General features: G+C 36.2%; 19 protein-coding genes. 6 read left to right on the top strand and 13 right to left on the bottom strand.

The window, feature by feature from the left end:
- Positions 1 to 22 precede the first annotated feature (22 nt).
- Complete coding sequence (locus RCG22_RS10065) at positions 23 to 1375, top strand: UDP-glucose dehydrogenase family protein (RefSeq protein ID WP_308106709.1); 1353 nt, start codon at positions 23 to 25, stop codon at positions 1373 to 1375.
- A 33-nt stretch (positions 1376 to 1408) separates the two neighbouring features.
- On the opposite strand, the gene alr is transcribed toward RCG22_RS10065, so the two are convergent.
- The 3 genes from alr to RCG22_RS10050 all read right to left on the bottom strand — a co-directional run bounded on the left by alr (position 1409) and on the right by RCG22_RS10050 (position 5153).
- On the bottom strand, positions 1409 to 2593 hold the full coding sequence (gene alr, locus RCG22_RS10060; protein ID WP_374049439.1) for an alanine racemase: 1185 nt from the start codon (positions 2591 to 2593) through the stop codon (positions 1409 to 1411).
- 58 nt (positions 2594 to 2651) lie between these two features.
- The gene (gene ald, locus RCG22_RS10055) at positions 2652 to 3785 is read right to left on the bottom strand and encodes an alanine dehydrogenase (RefSeq protein ID WP_308106707.1); all 1134 of its coding nucleotides are present in this window, start codon (positions 3783 to 3785) and stop codon (positions 2652 to 2654) included.
- Between the two features lie 129 nt (positions 3786 to 3914).
- Positions 3915 to 5153, bottom strand: a complete 1239-nt coding sequence (locus RCG22_RS10050) for a PucR family transcriptional regulator (RefSeq protein ID WP_308106706.1) — start codon at positions 5151 to 5153, stop codon at positions 3915 to 3917.
- 331 nt (positions 5154 to 5484) lie between these two features.
- Between RCG22_RS10050 and alaP the strand changes: the two genes are divergently transcribed.
- On the top strand, positions 5485 to 6885 hold the full coding sequence (gene alaP / locus RCG22_RS10045) for an alanine permease AlaP (protein WP_308106705.1): 1401 nt from the start codon (positions 5485 to 5487) through the stop codon (positions 6883 to 6885).
- A gap of 508 nt (positions 6886 to 7393) precedes the next feature.
- Here alaP and RCG22_RS10040 read toward each other — a convergent pair.
- Complete coding sequence (locus tag RCG22_RS10040; RefSeq protein ID WP_308106704.1) at positions 7394 to 9628, bottom strand: MMPL family transporter; 2235 nt, start codon at positions 9626 to 9628, stop codon at positions 7394 to 7396.
- Between the two features lie 56 nt (positions 9629 to 9684).
- Complete coding sequence (locus RCG22_RS10035) at positions 9685 to 10317, bottom strand: TetR/AcrR family transcriptional regulator (RefSeq protein ID WP_308106703.1); 633 nt, start codon at positions 10315 to 10317, stop codon at positions 9685 to 9687.
- Positions 10318 to 10509: 192 nt separating this feature from the next.
- On the opposite strand from RCG22_RS10035, the gene RCG22_RS10030 reads away from it, so the two are divergent.
- Positions 10510 to 11289: a 5'-nucleotidase, lipoprotein e(P4) family gene (locus RCG22_RS10030; protein ID WP_308107124.1), complete on the top strand. Its 780-nt coding sequence runs from the start codon at positions 10510 to 10512 to the stop codon at positions 11287 to 11289.
- 74 nt (positions 11290 to 11363) lie between these two features.
- Here the strand turns inward: RCG22_RS10030 and RCG22_RS10025 are convergent, their stop codons facing one another.
- On the bottom strand, positions 11364 to 11729 hold the full coding sequence (locus RCG22_RS10025; RefSeq protein WP_098260805.1) for a cytochrome-c oxidase: 366 nt from the start codon (positions 11727 to 11729) through the stop codon (positions 11364 to 11366).
- 147 nt (positions 11730 to 11876) lie between these two features.
- The gene (locus RCG22_RS10020; protein WP_308106702.1) at positions 11877 to 13133 is read right to left on the bottom strand and encodes a DUF445 domain-containing protein; all 1257 of its coding nucleotides are present in this window, start codon (positions 13131 to 13133) and stop codon (positions 11877 to 11879) included.
- Between the two features lie 236 nt (positions 13134 to 13369).
- Between RCG22_RS10020 and RCG22_RS10015 the strand changes: the two genes are divergently transcribed.
- Positions 13370 to 15271, top strand: a complete 1902-nt coding sequence (locus tag RCG22_RS10015) for an APC family permease (protein ID WP_308106701.1) — start codon at positions 13370 to 13372, stop codon at positions 15269 to 15271.
- A 23-nt stretch (positions 15272 to 15294) separates the two neighbouring features.
- Here the strand turns inward: RCG22_RS10015 and RCG22_RS10010 are convergent, their stop codons facing one another.
- The 4 genes from RCG22_RS10010 to RCG22_RS09995 form a co-directional block, all read right to left on the bottom strand.
- Positions 15295 to 16269 (bottom strand): AtpZ/AtpI family protein, encoded by a 975-nt coding sequence (locus RCG22_RS10010; RefSeq protein ID WP_308106700.1) that lies wholly within the window; start codon positions 16267 to 16269, stop codon positions 15295 to 15297.
- Positions 16270 to 16273: 4 nt separating this feature from the next.
- On the bottom strand, positions 16274 to 16669 hold the full coding sequence (locus RCG22_RS10005) for a F0F1 ATP synthase subunit B (protein WP_308106699.1): 396 nt from the start codon (positions 16667 to 16669) through the stop codon (positions 16274 to 16276).
- 24 nt (positions 16670 to 16693) lie between these two features.
- Entirely contained in the window at positions 16694 to 17416 is a 723-nt protein-coding gene (gene atpB / locus RCG22_RS10000; protein WP_374049438.1) for a F0F1 ATP synthase subunit A, read from the bottom strand.
- Between the two features lie 279 nt (positions 17417 to 17695).
- The gene (locus RCG22_RS09995; protein ID WP_098260810.1) at positions 17696 to 18007 is read right to left on the bottom strand and encodes a HesB/YadR/YfhF family protein; all 312 of its coding nucleotides are present in this window, start codon (positions 18005 to 18007) and stop codon (positions 17696 to 17698) included.
- Positions 18008 to 18297: 290 nt separating this feature from the next.
- Between RCG22_RS09995 and RCG22_RS09990 the strand changes: the two genes are divergently transcribed.
- Entirely contained in the window at positions 18298 to 18570 is a 273-nt protein-coding gene (locus RCG22_RS09990; protein WP_489685533.1) for a CGCGG family putative rSAM-modified RiPP protein, read from the top strand.
- 92 nt (positions 18571 to 18662) lie between these two features.
- Positions 18663 to 18962 (top strand): hypothetical protein, encoded by a 300-nt coding sequence (locus RCG22_RS09985; protein ID WP_308106697.1) that lies wholly within the window; start codon positions 18663 to 18665, stop codon positions 18960 to 18962.
- Between the two features lie 105 nt (positions 18963 to 19067).
- Here RCG22_RS09985 and RCG22_RS09980 read toward each other — a convergent pair whose 3' ends face one another.
- Positions 19068 to 20420 (bottom strand): hemolysin family protein, encoded by a 1353-nt coding sequence (locus RCG22_RS09980; protein ID WP_166254769.1) that lies wholly within the window; start codon positions 20418 to 20420, stop codon positions 19068 to 19070.
- 293 nt (positions 20421 to 20713) lie between these two features.
- Complete coding sequence (locus RCG22_RS09975; RefSeq protein ID WP_308106696.1) at positions 20714 to 22042, bottom strand: hemolysin family protein; 1329 nt, start codon at positions 22040 to 22042, stop codon at positions 20714 to 20716.
- Between the last annotated feature and the right edge of the window lie 75 nt (positions 22043 to 22117).

The following is a 22117-nucleotide window of genomic DNA, read 5'->3' as shown; positions in this document are numbered from 1 at the left end:
AGGAATAAATGAGAAATACTCAATGTGGAAAGGAAAATATTCATTGAAAAAAATAGCCATAGCTGGAACAGGATACGTTGGACTGGTTACAGGGGTTTGTTTAGCAGACATCGGCCATGATGTGATTTGCGTAGACCGGGACCATCATAAAGTAAGTACCTTAAACAATGGGTATCCTCCAATTTATGAGCCGGGATTAAATGAACTAATGTTGAAAAATATGGAGGAGGGGCGATTACGGTTTACAACTAGCCCCTCTATCGGGTTTGAAGATGCTGAAGTTATCATGATTACAGTAGGAACGCCCCCAAATGAAAAGGGCACTCTTGATTTACAGTATATTGAACAGATTGCTAGAGAAATTGGCAGGTCAATAAAGCGGAATAACGTCATAGTCGTTACGAAAAGTACGGTACCAGTGGGAACAAATGCAAAAGTTAAAAATTGGATTCAATCAGAAATACAAACAAGTCTTAAATTTAAAATCGTTGCTAATCCTGAATTTATCAGCCAGGGGTCGGCAATTTATGATACTTTTCACGGGGATCGGATAATTATTGGATCTGATAGTAAGGAAGCCCTCAATTTGTTGGAAGAATTATATCAGCCGTTTGGGATTCCCATTTTTAAAACGGATATGAATAGTGCTGAGTTAATAAAAGTAGCATCAAATTCATTCTTAGCTTTAAAAATTAGTTACGTGAATACACTTGCAAGTATTTGTGAAGAGATGGGCGGAAATATCGAAGACGTATCATTTGGAATGGGGATGGATTCAAGGATCGGTTCATCATTTCTTAAGGCTGGAGTAGGTTTTGGCGGCTCATGCCTGCCAAAAGATACCCACGCACTCGTTCAAATGGGTAATGATGCGGGAGAAGCCTTTAACCTCATTGAGGAGGTTATTGAAGTGAATAAAAGACAGGAACATAAACTAGTGGAAAAGGCCCTAAACCGATTTCAAAGTTTACATGGAAAAAAAGTTGCATTACTGGGCCTTTCGTTTAAACCTAATACGGACGATATCAGGGAAGCCGTTTCGATTAAGTTAGCAAGGCATCTAGTTCATGAAGGGGCGACAGTAATTGCCTATGACCCTGTATCCATTCCAAATGCAAAAAAGGTATTAGGAGAGCTAATTTCATATGCAGAAACGGTTGAACAAGCTCTAATGAATGCTGACCTTACGTTTATTGTAACTGAGTGGGATGAAATTAAAAATGTTCCATTAAATCTCTTCCATGAGTTAATGAAAGAACCCGTTATCTTTGACGGGAGAAATTGCTTTCGATTAGAAGCTATAAAAAAATATCCGGTTGAATATTATTCAATTGGCAGACCTAATGTAGTTGGAGAAACAATAACGGTGCGATGATAAAGGCAGCTACCTAGATAGCTGCCTTTGTTTCTATGTAAACAAATTACTTTGCCTATTTCCAGGAAGTTTGATTAGTTCACTGTAGTTGTCATACACTCGGGGAACTCTTTTCCCAATTAAACAAACAACCTCATAATTGATGGTGCCCATTAAATGGGCAATTTCGTCCACGGGCTGAAATGAAGAGCAGCATTCTCCAAATATGGTGACTATATCACCAACAGAACAATTTTGTATATCCGTTATATCAATCATCGTTTGATCCATGCACACCCTTCCTGCAATTGCCGATTTGTACCCATGGATTAAAACCTTCCCGCGGTTTGATAGGAGGCGGGAAAGTCCGTCAGCATACCCAAGCGGAAGGGTGGCGATGAGACTTTCCCTTTCTGGCTTCCAAGTCCATCCGTAGCTGATTGCCTGTGAAGCCGCCACTTTTTTTATCGCTGCGATTTTCGTTTTGAAGCTCATCGCTTGCTCTAGCTTAATGGAGTGGTTTTTTAACGAAACATCAGGATATAAACCATACAAGGCAACCCCAATGCGAACCATGTCAAGATGCATATCCGGAAATTTCATTGTTGCGGCACTGTTGCAGCAATGTTTAATCGGAATATTGATGTAATGGCTCTCCAAATGCTCCACAATTGCTTGAAATTTTTTAAACTGTGAATAGGTGGGTGCACTATTTTCATGATCAGCATTGGCAAAATGAGTGAAAATCCCCTCAAGATATACATATGCTGCGTTAGAAGCTTTTTTCGCAAGAATCAATGCTTCATTAGGGGTAGAAACACCTATCCTGGACATACCAGTATCTATCTTTAAATGAATAATAGCTTTTTTGCGTAAACGATCCGATTGAAAAATAATTTCATCTAGTACTTCATGATCAAAGACGGTTAATGAGATATTCTCGATAATTGCGGCCCTGACTGAGCGTGTCGGAGTATACCCGAGTACAAGAATAGGGTGGGTTATCCCTGACATTCTAAGTTCAATAGCCTCATCTAAAAGGGCCACTGCTAAGTAATTTGCTCCGGCCTCCATCGCTGTTTTTGCAATTTCATATGCCCCGTGCCCGTATCCATCCGCTTTAACCACTGCCATGATTTTTGCTTGAGGCTGGACAAACTGCCTAAACTGAAGATAATTATTTTTAATATGATCTAGTGAAATTTCTGCCCATGTATCGCGGTAACTTAATCGATTCAAGTAAACCATCCCCCATAATCAAAAATCCCCTCAAGCGTTCTTGAGGGGAAGAGAGCAACTATAAAGTTGCAAGTTCTTTTTCTAATGCCTTTTCTACTGTTACATAGTTATATCCAAGATCTTTTGCTACTGCTTCATAAGTGATTTCTCCGTTGGCCACGTTAAGCCCAAGATATAATGCAGCATTTTCAGAAATGGCTTTGTAAACCCCTTTATTTGCAATTTGCAATGCATATGGAACGGTAACATTTGTTAGTGCCATTGTTGAAGTTCTTGGAACAGCGCCAGGCATATTTGCAACAGAATAGTGTACAACACCATGTTTGATAAATGTTGGATTGTCATGTGTTGTTACATGGTCAATTGTTTCCACAATTCCACCTTGGTCAATCGCAACATCGACAATCACTGATCCAGGTTTCATTGATTTCACCATTTCTTCTGAAATTAGCTTTGGAGCCTTTGCACCCGGGATTAGAACGGCACCAATGAGAAGATCGGCTTCTGCCACTGCTTCAGCAATATTGAAAGGATTGGACATTAATGTTTTAATTTGATTTCCAAAAATATCGTCTAACTGGCGGAGACGGTCTGCGCTTAGGTCAATAATTGTCACGTCTGCACCTAAACCAATCGCCATTTTAGCTGCATTGGTACCAACAATTCCACCACCGACAATGGTAACTTTTCCACGGTTAACTCCTGGAACACCGGCAAGGAGAATTCCAAGTCCACCATTATTTTTTTGTAAGAACTGCGCCCCAATTTGGGCAGCCATACGACCGGCAACTTCACTCATTGGAGTAAGCAACGGAAGAGTTCTGTTTGCAGATACTGTTTCATAAGCAACTGCGATAACACCTTTATCTTTAAGAGCTTCTGCTAACTCTGGCTCTGCAGCTAAGTGTAAGTAAGTAAATAAAATTAACCCTTGGCGGAAGTATTTATATTCACTTGAAAGAGGCTCTTTCACCTTCATAATCATATCTGCTCGTGTCCATACCTGTTCAGCGCTGTCGATAATCTCAGCACCAGCTTTAGCATAATCGCTGTTAGTGAAACCGCTTCCAATTCCAGCGTCCTTTTCTACTAACACAGAGTGACCAGACTTTAGGAATGAAACAACACCTGCCGGAGTTAGTGCTACACGGTTTTCATTATTTTTAATTTCTTTAGGTACACCTATAAACATAATCTTTTTTCCTCCCCTAGTTACATTAAAATGTTTTGCTATGGCTAAAGTATAGAATGTTTGCCAGAGAATTTCTTTGTTTAGAAAAGAGAAAGATTTTCATTCTTTTTGGAGATTTTCACAAAAAGTTCAAATCCCCTGATATTTTTCAAGTTTTAAATCTAGGTAGAGAACCATTTTTTGATTGGGATCCTTGAAATTCACCTCGCCAATTTCGGTGATTCGTTTAAGCCGATAATTTAATGTGTTCGCATGAACATTTAATTCTTTAGCGGCGTCATTAATGTTGTTATCTTTATTTAAAAAAACCTCCAATGTTTCAATTAAATTACTGTTGTGTTTTTCGTCATATTCATGCAGTCGTTTCAAGGAATAATTTTCATAGGCCTCGGTTTGTCTTTTTTCTAAAATCATATCTAAAATTTGATAGATTCCTAGTTTTTGATAATTAAAAATGTCCTTTGTGTCCAAAGGGAATTTTTCCTTAATCGATAAAACTGATATGGATTCCTTATAGGCTTTGTTGGTTTTTTGATAGTCCTCAAAAATACTGCTATAACCAGGTTTAATTCCCTTAATTCCATACCTTTCACTCATTTGTAAGACAAAGTATTTTGCAAACTGATCAAGATCATTGAAAGGACTCTCAAAATTTGGTGCGGATACTAATAGAATCAACTGATTACAGTCAATTGTGTAGAGAGTAATTTTTATCCTTTGATTTGTTTGTAAAAGATAAGAGATGGATTGCTCTACTTTATTCGAAATGTTTTCATGAAACTGAAAAACAAGAACCGCAAATGAAGTGGGCGGTGTTATCTGCAAAGAATGGAAGTGGTCAACAATCTCTTCTGTTGTTTTTAAATGACCCGTTAATAGTTTCCAAAGAAATTCTTGAGAACGTTCTTCTTTTTTATTTTTCCGCGTCTGCAGCTGCAATAGTTTATTTTTAGCCGCATCAGCTGCTTTTTTTAAAAGAATGAAATCTTCATCCGTTAATAATTTATCAATTTCGATAGCCCAAATAAATCCAATCACTTCATCTTGTTTCCAAATTGAGATAGCCACTCTATGATTTAGACCGATATCATTCATGTTTTTAACACGGATCGGGTCTTGGGTCTTAAGTAAAGCTGGAATCGTTCCTTCTTTCCATAACTGATTAATGACCTTTTCCGGTACCCGGCGGCCAATGATGGTAGAAATTCGTGCAGGATCGGTACGTTCATCATGTGTACTATAAGCAAGCAGACGATGGTTGGCATCCTCAATGGTAATTGGGCACATTAGTACCTGACTAATAAGGTCGGCAAATTCATCTAAACTATCAAAGGCTGTCTTAAATGGATCATGTAGTCTAGTATTCAAAATGATTACCCCCAGATTAATTTATAAAGCTCTTTGATATTATTGTTACGGTAAAAATTGTCTTTGTTTAATTTTACAAAAAATATAAAAAAATTTCATGTATTTTAACAAAATAATTAATATATAATAATGTTAAAATGATTTCGATTAGTCCCAAAGGGATGAATATTTTAATAACTCCTTATTTGGAAGCGTTATCATTAGGAAGATAGGAGGAATTAGTATAAAAAAGCTTAAAAGTGAAGACTAATATTGCTATATTAATAGAGTGATGAAATTATTTCATTGGGATGAGAGAGATGTTGAAGTTTATTCATAAAGGGGGATTTATATGAGTAAAAACACTCATGGAAAAGAGTTGCATCGCGGTTTAGAAGAAAGGCATATCACCTTGATGTCTTTAGGGGCAGCCATCGGGGTGGGATTATTTCTTGGTTCTGCAACAGCTATTAAAATGGCAGGACCAGGTATTTTGGTTGGATATGCAGTTGCTGGACTAATTATGTTTTTTATTATGCGTGCGCTCGGAGAAATGGCGATTCAAAAACCAGTAGCAGGTTCGTTTAGTAAATACGCACGTGATTATTTAGGGCCACTTGCTGGGTACATAACAGGCTGGAATTATTGGTTTTTATGGGTTGTAACATGTATGGCAGAGATTACAGCTGTAGGAATTTACATGGAGTATTGGTATCCAGATGTTCCGCGTTGGATCTGGGCACTCTCAGCACTAGTGATCATGGCAACAGTCAATTTCCTGGCTGTAAAAGCGTATGGTGAATTAGAGTTTTGGTTTGCGCTAATTAAAATTGTAACAATTATTGCGATGATTGCTATCGGTATTGGCATGATTTTCTTTGGCTTTGGGAACGGTGGTATCGCTACAGGAATTAAGAATTTATGGGAACATGGCGGGCTATTCCCTAATGGAATTAAAGGCGTTTTATTATCTTTACAAATGGTCATGTTTGCATACCTGGGAATTGAAATGATTGGGGTTACAGCAGGAGAGGTTAAAAATCCTGAAAAGTCACTTGCAAGAGCAATAGATTCTGTTTTCTGGCGTATTCTAATTTTTTACGTGGGGGCTTTATTCGTCATTATGTCCATCTATCCATGGCAGGAAATTGGTACAAAAGGAAGCCCATTTGTACTTACTTTTGAACAAATTGGAATACCGGGAGCAGCAGGTATTATTAACTTCGTCGTGCTAACAGCTGCACTTTCATCTTGTAACAGTGGGATTTTTAGTACGGCACGGATGTTATTTAACCTTGCTCAACACGGTGAGGCACCACAGAATTTTGCAAAAGTAACAAAAAGTGGTGTTCCAGGAGTTGCCGTTATAGCTTCTGCTGGCGCATTATTAATAGGTGTTGTCTTAAATTATATTGTTCCTGCAAAAGTTTTTACATGGGTCACGAGCATTGCAACCTTTGGAGCAATCTGGACGTGGGGAATCATTCTCTTATCGCAAATTCGCTATCGTAAATCCTTAAAACCGACTGAGGTAAAAGTACTGAAATATAAGATGCCGCTTTTTCCTATAACTTCTTATATTTCATTAGCCTTCTTAGCTTTTGTTATTGGCATTATGGCTTATAATCCGGATACAAGGATTGCCTTAGTCATTGGACCGTTATTCCTGGTTTTCTTGGTTGCTATTTACTATGCAAAAGGATTCCATAAACGAGGTACAGTCCAAAATAACGCGGAAGAACGTGTTAGTTAAATAAATAGGTAGAAGAAAAAGCAGTGGGGGAGCCCACTGCTTTCAAACTGTCGTCAAATCCTAAAACTTGGGTTTGCCGGCAGTCTTTTTTATGTCTTTGTTAAATTGTTTGTTGATTTGCGCTCCAGGCGCTTCGCTTTCCGCGGGCGTAGCGGGGAGCCTCCTCGGCGCTTTCAGCGCCTGCGGGGTCTCCCCTGCTCCGTACTCCCGCAGGAGTCTTCGCGCCTTCCACTCCAATCAACGGTGAAGTAATCAATTTAAGCTCTTCAACTCATCAAAAAAAACGCTTTTTTTTATAAAATAGTTGCCTCATAAATTCGCTCATAAAAACACGAAATCCGCTCATTAAAGTCCATTATTCGCTCATTGGAATCAAATATTCGCTCATAAAACTCTAAAATTCGCTCATTGGAGGAAAAAACGATTAAAATATCATGAATGTTCTAATGTTACGGTATAATTTTACAGCAAAATATCCTTTATTATTATAAAAAATTAACGTTATGGATTATTCCTTTGCAGTAATACGTTTTTCAGCCTCAATGTGCTTTTTGGAAGGCCAGAAGGCCCATTTTCCAAGTAGGACTGTAATCGATGGTACAAGTAACGGGCGGACGATGAAGGTATCTAGTAACACACCGATAGCAGTAATCGTTCCAAAATGAACAAGTACTTGAATTGGCAGGGTGGTTAATATGGCAAAGGTTCCGGCAAGAATCAGTCCAGCTGAAGTAATAACTGACCCGGATTCAGCCACTCCTTCTTTAATGGCTTGAAATAGAGGCAGCACCTTGCTTTTTTTCCAAATGCTTGAAATCATAAAGATATTATAGTCTTCACCTAATGCAACAATAAATACAAAGGCATAAAGCGGAATAAACCCTTGGATTGCCTCAACGCCGAAAATATAATGAAGGAGAACCCAGCCGAGTCCAAGTGCGCTAAAGTATGATAATAAAACTGTTCCAATTAAATAGGCAGTTGCTGTAATTGAACGAAGATATACGAGCAATAAAACAGCGATGATACTTAGGACAATCGGGATGATGATATTGCTATCTTGATTGGTTGTTTGCTCAGTATCGTATTGTTCAGCCGTTAGGCCACCAATCCAAACCTTTTGAGAAGCATTAGTAATGCCGGCTCTTGTTAAACTGTCCTTAACTGTTTTGCGAAGTTCTGGTATATGAGCCATTGCTTTATTGGAATAAGGGTTGATATTCATCTCAACATTATAGCTAATAATATTTAAATTTTTGGCACCTTGTTTTCCCTCTGAAATAAGTTCTACATAAGTTAGTTTCTCTAAATCATCCTTTACCGTGTTTGTTTTCCCATCGGTTTGAACGATTACTTGCACAGGTGCAAGTTCACCAGGATTAAAGTGTTCTGAAATGATATTGAAGCCCTCTCTAGATGGCATATCTTTTGGAAAAGCAGACAAAGTATCATAGGTATAGACAATTTTGGCTGAAAAAAGAGCAAAAACACCTAAAAATAATAACGTGATTACCATCAAGTGGATTGGTTTTTTTACGATAAGGTTTCCTAGTCGGAAACCAATTCCCTGTTTATTTTTTTGAGGAGGTAAGGTTTTTCCCTTCTTTTGGGCCCTCTCCTCTTGCATTTCCCGTGTCCGTGGCAGAAACGGATAAAAGGAGGCTCTCCCAATAATGCTTAGAAGTGCAGGAATTAGTGTTAGACTTGCCAACATCATAATGAGAATAGAAAGACTAAATGGAATGGCAAAACGGTGAATCGCACCGTATTTGGATAGTAATAGCATTAATAACGAAAATACGACAGTTAGACCACTCATCGCAATCGCACCTGATGCACCTTTGAGAGATAGCTTCATGGCTATTAACTTATCTTTTTCTTCCAATAAATGATTTCTAAACTGAGAGATTAGGAATAAGCAATAATCTGTTCCGGCTCCGAAGAGAAGTACAGTCATAATTGAAAGGGCCTGTGAGTCAAGCTCGACCCAGCCAGCCTTTGCGATTCCGCCAAGAATTGGATTAATAACACCGTAGGCAATTCCTACACCTAACAGTGGGATCAAAGCTAAAATAGGAGAGCGATAGATTAATAATAATAGGATGAGAACGATTGCTACCGTGCCAAACAATAAGGAAAGGTCCCCTTGACTAAATAAGGCAGTTGCATCTGTTGATATACCGGCAGGTCCAGTGATTCTTAATAATAATTTATCCTTATCAACAATTTTTGCTTTATTTGGATTTTGTGGGAAGATGGACGAGGCTTTTTCTTTAAATGCAGATATTCCGTCTGCGATAATCCCCTTGTCTGTACCCTTTTTGAAAGTAACAGGTAAAATTAACGTGGTGCCATCCTGTGAAAGTTGTTGCTTAAGAACGGGAAGAGGGAATTGATAAAATGGCACAACGGAATCCTGGGAGTTTACGGGATTTTTATCTAATTCCATTGAATACTTTTGAATGAGTGAAAGGTCTTCATTCGTAATTCCAGTTGATTTATACCAGGTTAACAAGGCAGGAGTGCCAGAAGTTGCCGGGAATTCCATGTCTGCTACTTTTTTTGCTTGCTGTGATGGTGAAGTTGATTCTAAATTGGCGGCCATCTCATTCTTTTGGGTATTTGCTTGTGGAAGGGCCATATTTAAAACGGCAGCAAGTAATAACCATGTAAAAATAACAACCCATCTGCCTTTTTTTCCGCTTACAGTGTTGCCATAAATTTTTAACCATTTTTTCTTCATATTGTTCACTCCAATCTTATTTACTTATCAATTGATAAGTCGTGGACGAAAAAAGACTATCCTCTTATTCCATTAATAAAAATTGCGACCATTAATTTGACTTTTTTCTCAGCTATTATCTTCCGTTCCTCTTTGGTTAATACTGCGGTAGTCTCAGGTTGTAGATTTGCTTTAATCACATTTAATATTAAATAAGCTAGCTCGGTAGAGTTTGTATTAAGCGATTCTGGATTTTTAATTTCTTCATTTATGATTCCATCATTAATCATAGTTACTATCGGCATAAAAAAACCTTCAATCCACCATTGATGAATGAGTTGTTGGTTATCAGGGCCTAATTCATGTGATATATCATGAAACATTTGTACCAGATCCATTTCAAAATGAATCATCATGTAGAATGCGATTTGAGTTAGCCTTTCTTGAAAGGTAGAAAATTTGCCCAAGATTGCTTTTAGGTCTGATTCAGTATGATGGAGAGTTTGTTGAATAACAGCTACATAAAGAGTTTGTTTGTTTTTAAAATGATGATAAATAGCAGGCTGTGTAACACCGCAAATTTGTGCAATTTGTCTGGTAGATACTGAACGATATCCTAACTCCATGAACAAGCGCTGAGCCGTTTTAATAATTGTTTGGTATGTTTCTTTGTAGCTCGCGGCTTCCATTTGCTTATCTGCTTTTACCATTGAAAAAAATCCCTCCCATCATTTAACTTATCGGATGATAAGTTAAATATATCGAATCAACGAAAAGAAGTAAAGTAAAGTAAAAATAACATAACCAAAAGATGGTTTGAGATCTTTATTAATTTCACATAATAAGTTTATTAATTTAAGGGGGAATGCGTTTTGTTCGCGAGGAGAATTACTGTCCTGATCATGATTATCTTTTTAACAATATCCTTTCAGAATGTTCATCCAAATGCAGAAACAACCGCAAACTTGTCTGAGCAAAATACGATGTCTGTCCTTTGGTTTCAAAGCGCCGGGGAAGCAAAAGGGTTATATTATCAAGGCTATAATATTGGAAGAATGAGATTAGACCAAATTTTGAGTAAAGAAAGGAAAAAGATAAGCTTAAAGCCGGCAATTGTCCTTGATATCGATGAGACGATTTTAAATAATAGCCCACATCAAGCTTGGTATGTGTTAGCAGGGAAAGGACTTCCATTTAAATGGGATGAATGGTTCAATAGAGCTGAAGCAAAGCCGCTGCCTGGGGCAATTGAGTTTTTACATTATGCAAATTCATTGGGGGTGGCAATTTATTATATTTCTAACCGTTATGAATCACAAAAAGAAAGAACAATAAGAAATTTGCAGAAAGTGGGTGCACCACAAGCAGATGCTGATCATGTACTTCTACTGCAGCCTGGTGAAAAAGGGAAAGAAGAGCGCCGCAAGCAAGTAGCGAGAACACATGATATCCTTCTGTTTTTTGGAGATAATCTTGGAGATTTCAGGGGTTTTGATGCTTTATCAGTCTCGGGAAGAAATCAAGCGGTGGACATGTATCAAGAGGAATTCGGTAAAAGGTTAATTCTATTTCCAAACCCAATGTATGGAGATTGGGAAGGGGCTATTTATAATTTCGATTACAGGAAAACGGATGAAGAAAAAGCCAAACTAAGAAAGAAATTCTTAGAGATATATCGGTAGAAATAAAAAGACGCCACTGGCGTCTTTTGTTTGGACAAGTTTTGATGAATAAATTAATAGACTAAAAGTGCAATTTAACCCTTAACATTTTTTAGGATATTAATTGCATAGACAATGATACCTAAGACCATTAATGTACCACCAGTAGCTATCGCGGGCTCGGCACTTTCCGTCCCAGAAACATAAAAAGCGAGTCCTATCATCATAATGGGCAGAGAAATATTATGAATCCAGAAGTGAACTTTAGCGAGTGTAGTTTCTGCTGCGTTTGGAAAAGCAACATAAATGAGACCAGCAACAGCCAAAGTAAGCCAACCTAATAAGTTAATATGGGCATGTACAGGGGTGAAGTCGAAACTTTGCGTCATTGACATATACATACCCATGCAAACCCCAATAACAAAATACACAACAGAAATTTTAATCAACCTTATTCCCATTTTCCAGCCTCCCTTTTTACTTTAAAAGTTATGACTACAGCACTAATTATGCGGGAAAATTCTGAAAAATAACTTTAGGTTCAAGAGGACAAGTTAGAAATTCATATTCAAAAAAGCTACCCTCTAAGGGCAGCTTCTTCCGTAAGATTAAAAAAAGGCTTTAATACCAACTAGAACAATTCCTATTAAAAAGCCGCATACAGCCCCATTGACACGAATCCATTGCAGGTCTTTTCCAACGTTTGTTTCAACCATTTCGATAAGTGTTTTATCATCTAGTTTTTCTAAATTTTCTTTTACTAGTAATCCTATTTTCGAATGATTTTTATCAATAAAACTAATAATATGATCCTTAATCCAAGTTTCTAAAAGAATCACTTTCTCTGGATTTGACTCGACTCCTTCTAAGCCCTTTTTAATTAAAGGAAGGAGATAATCTCCATAAAAGGATGGTTTTTCAACAAAGTCATAAGCTTTTTGCTGAATTTGGCTTAATAATTCAGAAATTTGCTCTTGAAGCTCCCATTTTTCGACTAGCTGAGATTTTAAATTATTTATTTCATCTTGTATCTTTTCATCACTTTTAATGACTTGAAGCTTATTCTGGATATGAGTCAATAAGCCTTGTCTATTCTGGTTCATGGGGTCTCGATAGCTATCTACACCTTTTAAAATTAAGCTTTGGATAATATTACCCAATTTTTCTTCATTTACGAGGTTGCTAAATGATTTTAAAGCAAATTGCATAAAACCATCCGCTTTGATATTTTCCACCGCATCGACTGCTAATCCGCCTAACTTATACTTTGTGCTCTCTTTACTTGCCCAGTCATCAATTTCTTTAAGTATGTAATCAAGGGCTTTTTCATCATATTTTCTAATGGCAACCTGATCAATCAGCAAAGGGAGATAATTCTTACTATCTAGAGCATCTATTCTAGATTTTATTTCTTCTTCTAACAATGGAGCGAATCTTTTTAAATCAAAAGTCGTAATCAAGTGTTTAGAAATCATGATGAAATTCTTTTCTACTGCTGGTGAAGGTAATTCTTTATAGATTATCTCAAATAGTTTTTCGGTAAATTTGATGTTATCCAATTTTTTATGAATACTTTCTTTTGTGAGCCAATCATTTTCTAACATTGAGATTATTCCAGTAATGATTCTACTTCGATTTTTTGGGAGCAGAGCAGTATGTGGAATAGGAATACCTAGTGGGTGACGAAATAGAGCTGTTACGGCAAACCAATCCGCTAGTCCTCCTACAAGACCAGCTTCAAATCCTCCGAGCAGGATCCTCCCCCAGAAAGTATCCTGTATCGGAATAGTTGCTAGGAAGCCAATACCCATCACAGCAAGAAAAATAGTCGCTAAATGCTGTGTTTTATTTTTACGATTTAACATCATGAACCCCTCGTCTTTAGAGAATATTATTGTCTATTGCTATTATCTCAATTTTGCTGAAAAAAAAGCAAAAAAAAATACTTAATAATGGATTTTTTGTTGATTACTCAGATAGATAGGAAAAAAATAACATAAAGATTTCACAAAGTTAAAGTGGAAATGGGTTGATTTTATTAGATAATATTCTAAATAAATAGTTTTCAACTGTATGGGAGGAATAGAAAGGAGTCCTTTTTATGGTCCATTGGGTGAAAGTACTCGAATGGGTTTTAGGTGTTGTGGCAATAATTTTCATTTGTTATGCAATCCACGAACTAAAGAACGTAAAAAAAGTCTTAATTGGCCGTCCGATGCGTACAGCAGAATTACAAAGCAAACATACAAAGTTATTGTGGTTTATTGCGTTGCCAATTTTATCTGCGGATTTGTATTCGTCTGTTTCTTACGGTCCGGAATCAGGATTAACTGAACTGGCTTCGCTTGGAGAAGACGCGAAATGGCTTATTATCCCCATTACATTGGCTACTATTTTTTTATTAGGAATATTAATTTTATCATATATTATGGGAATCTTGGCCTATCCTAATGGCGGGGGAGCCTACGCGATTGCTAAGGATAATTTCAAACCGATTTGGATCTCATTAGTTGCCTCGAGTTCATTATTAATAGATTATATTTTGACTGTTGCGGTTTCTATTTCTGCTGCAATGGAAGCACTAGTTTCTGCCTATCATATTTTGGCACCATATGAAACGGTACTAGCAATTCTTTGTGTAGCACTTCTAGTTATCATCAATTTACGTGGAGTAGCTGAATCTGCAAGAGTATTAGCTTGGCCTACAATCGGTTTTATGATTTGTATGATAGTAGTTATCATGGCAGGATTTATTGATGAATTTAAATATGGATTTATTAAAGGTTCAACACCAGTGATTGGCACGTTCCCGCAGGATTTATCCATTCTATTAACCCTCAAGGCATTCAGCTCAGCATGTTCTGCCCTAACAGGTATTGAGACTATTTCTAATGCTGTCCCTGTATTTCGTGAACCTCAGAAAAAGAATGCGATAAAATCCTACATAGCCCTGGGTATCATTACTGCAATCACCTTACTTGGATTTTCTCTCCATATATTTATTAATGGAATCTCCGTGAATCCGCATAATACGATGTTATCACAATTAACGAGTACTTATTTTGGGGATGGAATCATTTATCAGATAATCATTTGGTTTACATTTATTGTGTTAATTCTTGCTGCAAACTCCACTTTTACAGGATTTTCACAGCTTGCGGCAATAGTGGCGGCTGACGGATTTTTACCTAGGGGCTTATTAAATAGAGGGGATCGTCTAGGGTACTCAAATGGAATAATTGTTTTAGCCTCATTTGCTAGCTTACTGATTATTAGTTTCAATGCCCATACAAATGCTCTCATACCATTATATGCAATTGGAGTATTCCTATCGTTTACCATCGCACAATTTGGTTTGATAAGAAGATGGCTGAAGGTAAAGGGGAATCACTGGCATTTGAAGCTCTCTATAAACATAGTTGGTGCAGTCATTACCACTCTGGTTGCGATAATTTTTGCAGTGACGAAGTTTATGGGGGGAGCTTGGATTGTTTTAATAGTATTACCAATTTTTATTTTCTTTTCATTCGCAATCCATCGACATTATGAGGAAATAGCATATGAGCTAAAGCTTAATCCGGAAACCATTCCAATAACAAAGAATGTATTATCGATTGTTCTTATATCTGGAGTCCACAAAGTAGTAAACAATACCTTGTCATTTGCAAAAAGTCTAAATTCAGATGTCATTGCAGTCTATGTAGGATTCGACGATGAAGCGATAAAAACAATGGAGCAAAGATGGATGGAATGGGGGAGTCCATGTAGGTTGATTTGCCTAAAAAGCAAATACCGGTCCCTCCTTGAACCTTTATCAAGATTAATAAAAGTGGTTGAAGAAAAACATGAAGAAAAATTGATTCATATATTAATACCCCAATTCATCCCGATTAAATGGTGGCATCATCTATTACATAACCATAGCGCATTAATGCTACGGGTTTGGTTCTTACGCCATAAGGATATTGCGGTAACAACAGTCCCATTCCATTTAAGGAAATAGAATTTAATATGTTAAAACACCTCTCAGCTGTGAGAGGTGTTTCCCATCTTTTTCTTCCGAGGTTTTATATGTGTAATTAATCCATCAAGGTCGGTAATATAAAATTGTATTTTAGGTTCTTCTTTAAGATAATGCTCTTGCTTTAACTGAAAATAATTCACCTTGTGAAGTGGGTCGAATTTTAACATAGGAAATTCCTTATGTTCTTTTACAAACAAATCAACCGCTTTCTGCACGATATCCATTTCTAAGGGAATTTGCTTTTCATTTTCCTCAAATAAATCGTACGTTTCTTTAGACATATAGAACTTTTTTGATGGAATCCCGCCAAGATGTGGAGCAAGTTGATTAAAGTCAATAGAATTATCATCTTGAACAAGAATCGTCCGGTAAACTCCTTTTGGTAAATTATCGGAAAAAGTTCTTATTGCCTTACGAACTTCATCCATCGTAACATCAATAATAGGGTAACTCTTATCATTTTCCTGTTCTTTATTTAAAGATTTTTTTATACCTTTTCCTTTTTGAATAGATGTTTTAAAGTACTTTTGAACCATTGAATAAACAGTTATTGCGCCAATTCCAATTCCGAAAAATAGTCCTATTAATGTAAAAGTAGGATAAATACCATAGCGATTATCTAATAATGCACCCAGCCTGTAACCACCAAAAACACATAGTGCTATTGTAATTCCGAAAACCATATTTAATGAGAGCGTTTTAATAAGAAAATTGGTGAATTCATTCCAATGTTCATCTTTGTGACTTATTCCACTTCTTAAAAAATTCTTAACCTCCATTTTCATTTCTTCGGACACCTGATTATCTTCAAAAAAGGCATCAAGATACTCTTCCTCTGATTTGTTATCATTTTTTAATAGGCATGCAGTTTTTTCAATTGCTCCTTTTTTATAATGGGCATAAATCCATTTTTCTTCAAATGCTAATTCTAAGTTCTCAGTTACTTTGTTCAAGGATATTGTAAACTTATGTTTCATGGTTTTAGGCCCCCTTAATTTGGTCTGCCTTTGTAATGAATCGGGTACGTGTATGATGTGCTTCTTCATTTGCGTCTTTTAAAATTTGTTTGGCCTTTTCTCTAGCATCATTAATTATTAATGTTGCTTCGTTTTCACTATGTTTTAATATTTCTCTTGCCTCATGTCTTGCTTGCTTGAGGGTGTCCTCACTTTTGTCAAGGTTCCTGGCTGCATCAATTTTATACTTTTCTGTTAATTGTAACTGATTTTCGATGTGTTGTTTTCGTGTATCTAAAATATTTACTAGTTTTTTAAACACAAGCTTTTTTAAAATTAATACTAAAATTGTAAAAATACTTGCTTGGTAAATCATCGTCCCCAATGAAATTGGCAGACCAAATAAAGTAAGATCACCCAAAACAACTCAACTCCTTCAATACTATTATGTTAACCTGTGAGCAATATAAACCATTGTTAGTGTAACGAAGATATAAGCTTGGATGGCACCTATAAAAATGCAGAATGCCTGCCAAAGCAACATTGGAACAGTGGCAAGGGCTGCGACGACAAATCCTTGGGAGACAGAACTAGCTAAGAGAGCCAGCAATACTTCTCCAGCATAGATATTTCCGAACAGACGTAGTCCCAAAGTTAACGTTGTGGCAAGTTGTTCGACAGCGTTAATAGGAAATAAGAATTTAAAGGGTTTGAAAAAACTCAGGAAAAAATGTTTGAAACCGTGTAATCGGATATCAATGAAATGTGTATAAACAATAATCATGATGGCAAGGGTAATGGTAACATGTGCGTCAGCCGTGGGAGATCGCCACCAAGAAACCGGATGGGGTTCGGCTGTTTCAATTGAAAAGGGGATGCCTAAAAGATTGGAAATAAATAAATACATTAATAATGATACACCGGTTGACAAGATAAAGAGATTGCTTGAAACAACCAAGGAATCGTTCATAATATTTTTTACAAACTCCATAATCCATTCCATAAAATTTTGCCATTTCTTTGGTATGTTTACGCTGGGATTTCTTGTAGTTAAGAAGGCTATGAGGAAGACAATGATTGCGGCAATTGTACTTGTTAGGATTATCGATAAGTCAAATGTTAAATTAAACCAAACTACTTGCGGTCTTGAGTGTTCGATGATGTCCAACCCCTTTCTTTTATTTTAGGAAAAGAGAGAAATCACGACCTTAAGTATAGGAAATATGTCATGTTTATTATAACAAAAACTTTCAATATTGTAACACAGTTCACAATTTATTCCTAATTTTCTGAATAATAAGTTCGGTAGTATTGGAAAGATATGTAAGTGATAAAAGGGAACTTTAACCGAAGAATATTGATTAGAGAAAGGAAACTAATTGAAATCAAAAAACAAGCCATAGGGCTTGTTTTTTATACTTTAAATTAGTTAGTAACTATCCTGATTTTAAGATACGGCAGCAGTTGCAAGTTCATTATATTGGACCAATAGTTCTTCTGAGTCATTATCAATCGTTAAGCAAGTTTCTGTATCTTCGAAAAACCAAACATCATTGGCTTCGACAAAGAAGGTAATTCCATTTACAACATTTGTATAACCAACATTGGAAGGTTTTTCAGCTGAAAGGGCAAGACTATATCCTTTGTGCTTATTTCCAAAACCCGCATATTGAGGAAACATCCGAATACTAAAAGGCTTATTTAATTCGAATTCTCTTGTGAACCATGAGGCAGCTCTTTCGTCTATTGAAATGAACATCTAAATGCACCAACCTTTTCCTTTTAGGTAATGATTCATAAGTAAGAAATGGGTGTTAAGATTACAGCTAGATAATTACTATTTACCATTTCTCTATATTGGAAGAGTATAACTTTTAAGAAGTTTTGCATGTGACATTATTCACGGGCTGTCATCAAATATAATCATTTTATAAAATGTTCAAATTTTTTCCTTAAAACGTTCACTTTTATGCATTGAATCACTACATATTTTTCAAAAACGGTTTTAATAAATATAACTAATAAATATAACTAATAAATATTTCTATTATGGAGGATTATATGGATAAAGATTGGACGAAAGATTTAGAGCATGATGAATACGAACTAAATATTGACCTAATTATTAAAGATGCACTATTGGCGGTGGAAGAAACGAAAAAGGGGTGTTTTGTAAATCTGGTAACAGCTGAAACGTTTGGAAATCCTGTTGACTATCTACAGCCACTAATTGAGGAGCTGTATCCTGAAAAGGTTAAGATTAAATTCATTGATCAGTGTGGATGTGGCGGATATGTATTAAGAGTTTGGAGAAACTGGTGATTATTTCCAAATAGACAGTGTTACTGATATTGTAACATATATATAATGAAAATAATGTTAAGATAAAGGCAAGCAAAAAGGGGGTTTTACAAATGGTGAAGGAGTTCGATAAGTTAACAGAATATGACAATGATATTAAAAGTTTACTTCAGACATTTAATGAAACGTTAGATAATATTGAAAAAAGATTATCCAGGCTGGAAAAAATGGATAGCATTGAACATCGTGTAGAAGTAAACCAAATCGACCTTTCCGATATTAAAGATTCACTTCAACGAATTGAAGATTCTCACAAAAGTGAAATACAGCATATGAACCGACGTCTTGATTCGCATTTAGTTAAAATCGCAAAAGTTGAAGAGGAAATAATAATTATTAAAACAAAAGAATAATTCCTCGAAATAGTAAAAAAGATCAGATAACGATAATCTGATCTTTTTTACTATTTTTTTTCTGCACAAAAAAACAGACCGAAAATCGATCTGTTTTAGAACATATTAAGATAGCACTTCGGAATTGGGTATTGAAACTTGTTGGCTGGTTGCCTCACCGTTATTGGCATTTTTCATGACCTCAATATATTTAATATGGTGCTCTTCCATATCGAGAATTTTAAAGGAATAGGTGTCATGAAGCAGGATGTCTCCTTCTTTTGCTTCATAATTTTCGGTCAGTATCCAACCGCCAATCGTATCCACATCTTCATCGTCAATCTCTACTCCCAATAAATCATTGACCTCACTAACTAATACTTTAGAGTCGATAATATAGTGATTTTCCTTCATTTTACGTATCTCTGGAATTTCATCCATATCGAATTCGTCACGAATTTCCCCAACAATCTCTTCCAAGATATCTTCTACAGTAACAAGCCCTGAAGTACCGCCATATTCATCCATTAATATCGCCATATGGACACGGTCTTTTTGCATCTTCACTAATAAGTCATGGATAGGAATCGTTTCTATTACTCTAATAATTGGTCGTGTATAGTTTTCTAAGGTCCGTTCGGCTAGTTTCTCATTACCAATTAAATCGGTCATCACTTCTTTTATATTAATAAGCCCAATGATATGGTCCTTATCACCATCAATAATCGGATATCTTGTGAATTTTTCTTCGCGTAACACCTGAAGAAAAGTCTCTAATGTATCATCCTTAGACAACGAAACGATTTCCGTTCTTGGGACCATTACTTCTTTGGCAATACGGTTATCAAATTCAAAAATTTTATTTACATACTTAAACTCTGATTGGTTAATTTCACCACTTTTATAGCTTTCTGAAAGGATAATTCGGAGCTCTTCCTCTGTATGGGCAATTTCGTTTTCTGAAACAGGCTTAAGCCCAAAAAATCTTGTGGTAATTCGTGCAGACCCATTAAGCAGCCAAATTACAGGAAACATAATCTTATAAAAAAGGATGAGCGGACGTGACATCATCAGGGTAATCCATTCTGCTTTCTGGATTGCCAAGGTTTTAGGTGCAAGTTCACCTATAACTACATGTAAAAATGTAATTGCGGCAAAAGCTAACCCCACAGACAATATTTGGTTAAAACTTTCAGGAATATGCAAGCTTTTAAAAATAGGGTGGAGTATCTTTTCAAATGTCGATTCACCAAGCCAACCTAATCCAAGGGCAGTAATGGTAATTCCTAACTGACAAGCAGAAAGATATTCATCTAAGTTTGAAATTACTCTTTTAGCAGTCACAGCACTGGAATTTCCTTCTTCAATTAACTGATCAATTCTTGAACCTCTTACTCTGATAATAGCAAATTCTGAAGCTACAAAAAAAGCAGTTAATGCAATTAAAATGGCTATAATAACCAAGTTAAATATGTCCAAATAAGTTCCCTTATCCCGTTTTTAGACAGGTAAGGAGTCACCTCCCAGTTTGATAAAAAAAATCAACTCGTAATACAATCAACTCATATCTAGCTTTCTTCTAATCTCGTCTAATGGTCATTATACCACCTCGACAATTTTGTAAATTAACAATAATTATAAAGAATTTGAACTGTACAGTCAAACGTTCTGGTTAGTATATTGGTTGATAACTATATTTTATGGGAAAACAAAGTGAATATGAACATTAATGACGAAATATTACAAAAATTACGCAAAATAAATTCCAGCTCCTATTCAGGAGCCGGCCCCGCCTTTTCTTGGTTGTTTTCTAGTTTGTGTACTTCAATATACAGAATATGGTGACCTTCTATCTCATTAATTTTAAAAACAAATCCGTCGTTTTCAATGAAATCTCCTTTATGTACATCAAACTTTTGAGTTAAAAACCAGCCCCCGATCGTATCAACATCCTCTTCATCAAGTGTGGTCCCGAGGAGGTCATTTACTTCGCTAATCAGTACTTTTCCATCTAAGATAAAATGTCCATCTGCTTCCTTCTGAACAAGCGGAAGTTCATCTAAATCAAATTCATCTCGTATTTCACCAACAATTTCTTCAAGAATATCTTCGACAGTGACAATACCTGCTGTCCCTCCATATTCATCAGATAAAACAGCCATGTGTGAACGGTTTTTTTGCAGTTTAACAAGAAGTTCCTGAATCGGTATGGTTTCAATGACATGGATAACTGGCTTTAGATAGGGAATAAGCGGTCGTTCGCCAGTACATTTTTGCTGGATACAATCGGTTAAGACCTCTTTAATATTAACTACCCCCAAAATATTATCTTTGTCACCGTCAATTAGGGGATATCTAGTGTATTTTTCTTCCTTGACGATTTCAATTATTTCATCCATTAAGGCATCCCTAGAAAGAGTAATAAGCTCAGTTCTCGGAACCATAATTTCTTTCGCTATCCGATTATCAAATTCAAAAATTCGGTTCATATAACGGTATTCAGATTGATTTATTTCCCCACTTTCATAGCTTTGCGAGAGAATTAACCGCAGTTCTTCTTCCGAGAGAACCATATCATGTTCAGATGCTGGTTGGATTCCGAAAAGTCCAGTTACAAAACGTGCCGAATGATTAAGAATCCAAATAAATGGATACATCAACTTATAAAATAGGATTAACGGTCGAGCAAAAAACAAAAGAATTTCTTCTGCTTTTTGAATCGCAATCGTTTTTGGTGATAATTCTCCAATGACTACATGGAAATAGGTTATGACAATAAAAGCAATTATAAACGAGATAATGTGCTTTAAAGATAAAGGTAATTGAATCCATTGAAAAATGGGATTTAGCAGCTCTCGAATCGTGGGCTCACCCAGCCATCCTAAAATCAAGGAGATAATTGTTATTCCAACCTGTGTAGCTGATAAATATCCATCCAAATTCGAAATGACTTTCTTAGCTGCTTCTGCTTTTGGATTTCCTTCTGATAGTAATTGATCAATTCTCGTTGTTCGAACCTTTACCATCGCAAATTCAGAAGCGACAAAAAGTGCGGTAAAGGCTATCAAGATAATAATTATTATTACATTCATCCAAATCATCTATCACCTTACTAGAGGTAAGGTATGCCACCTCACTTACGTTGTACTGAACCCATTATTTCAAAAAAAAATTCT

This window comes from Neobacillus nitrireducens, assembly GCF_030915405.1.
GTDB lineage: Bacteria > Bacillota > Bacilli > Bacillales > Cytobacillaceae > Neobacillus.
The sequence above is the reverse complement of the archived record's forward strand: the minus strand, read 5'-3'. Positions and strand labels throughout refer to the sequence as shown.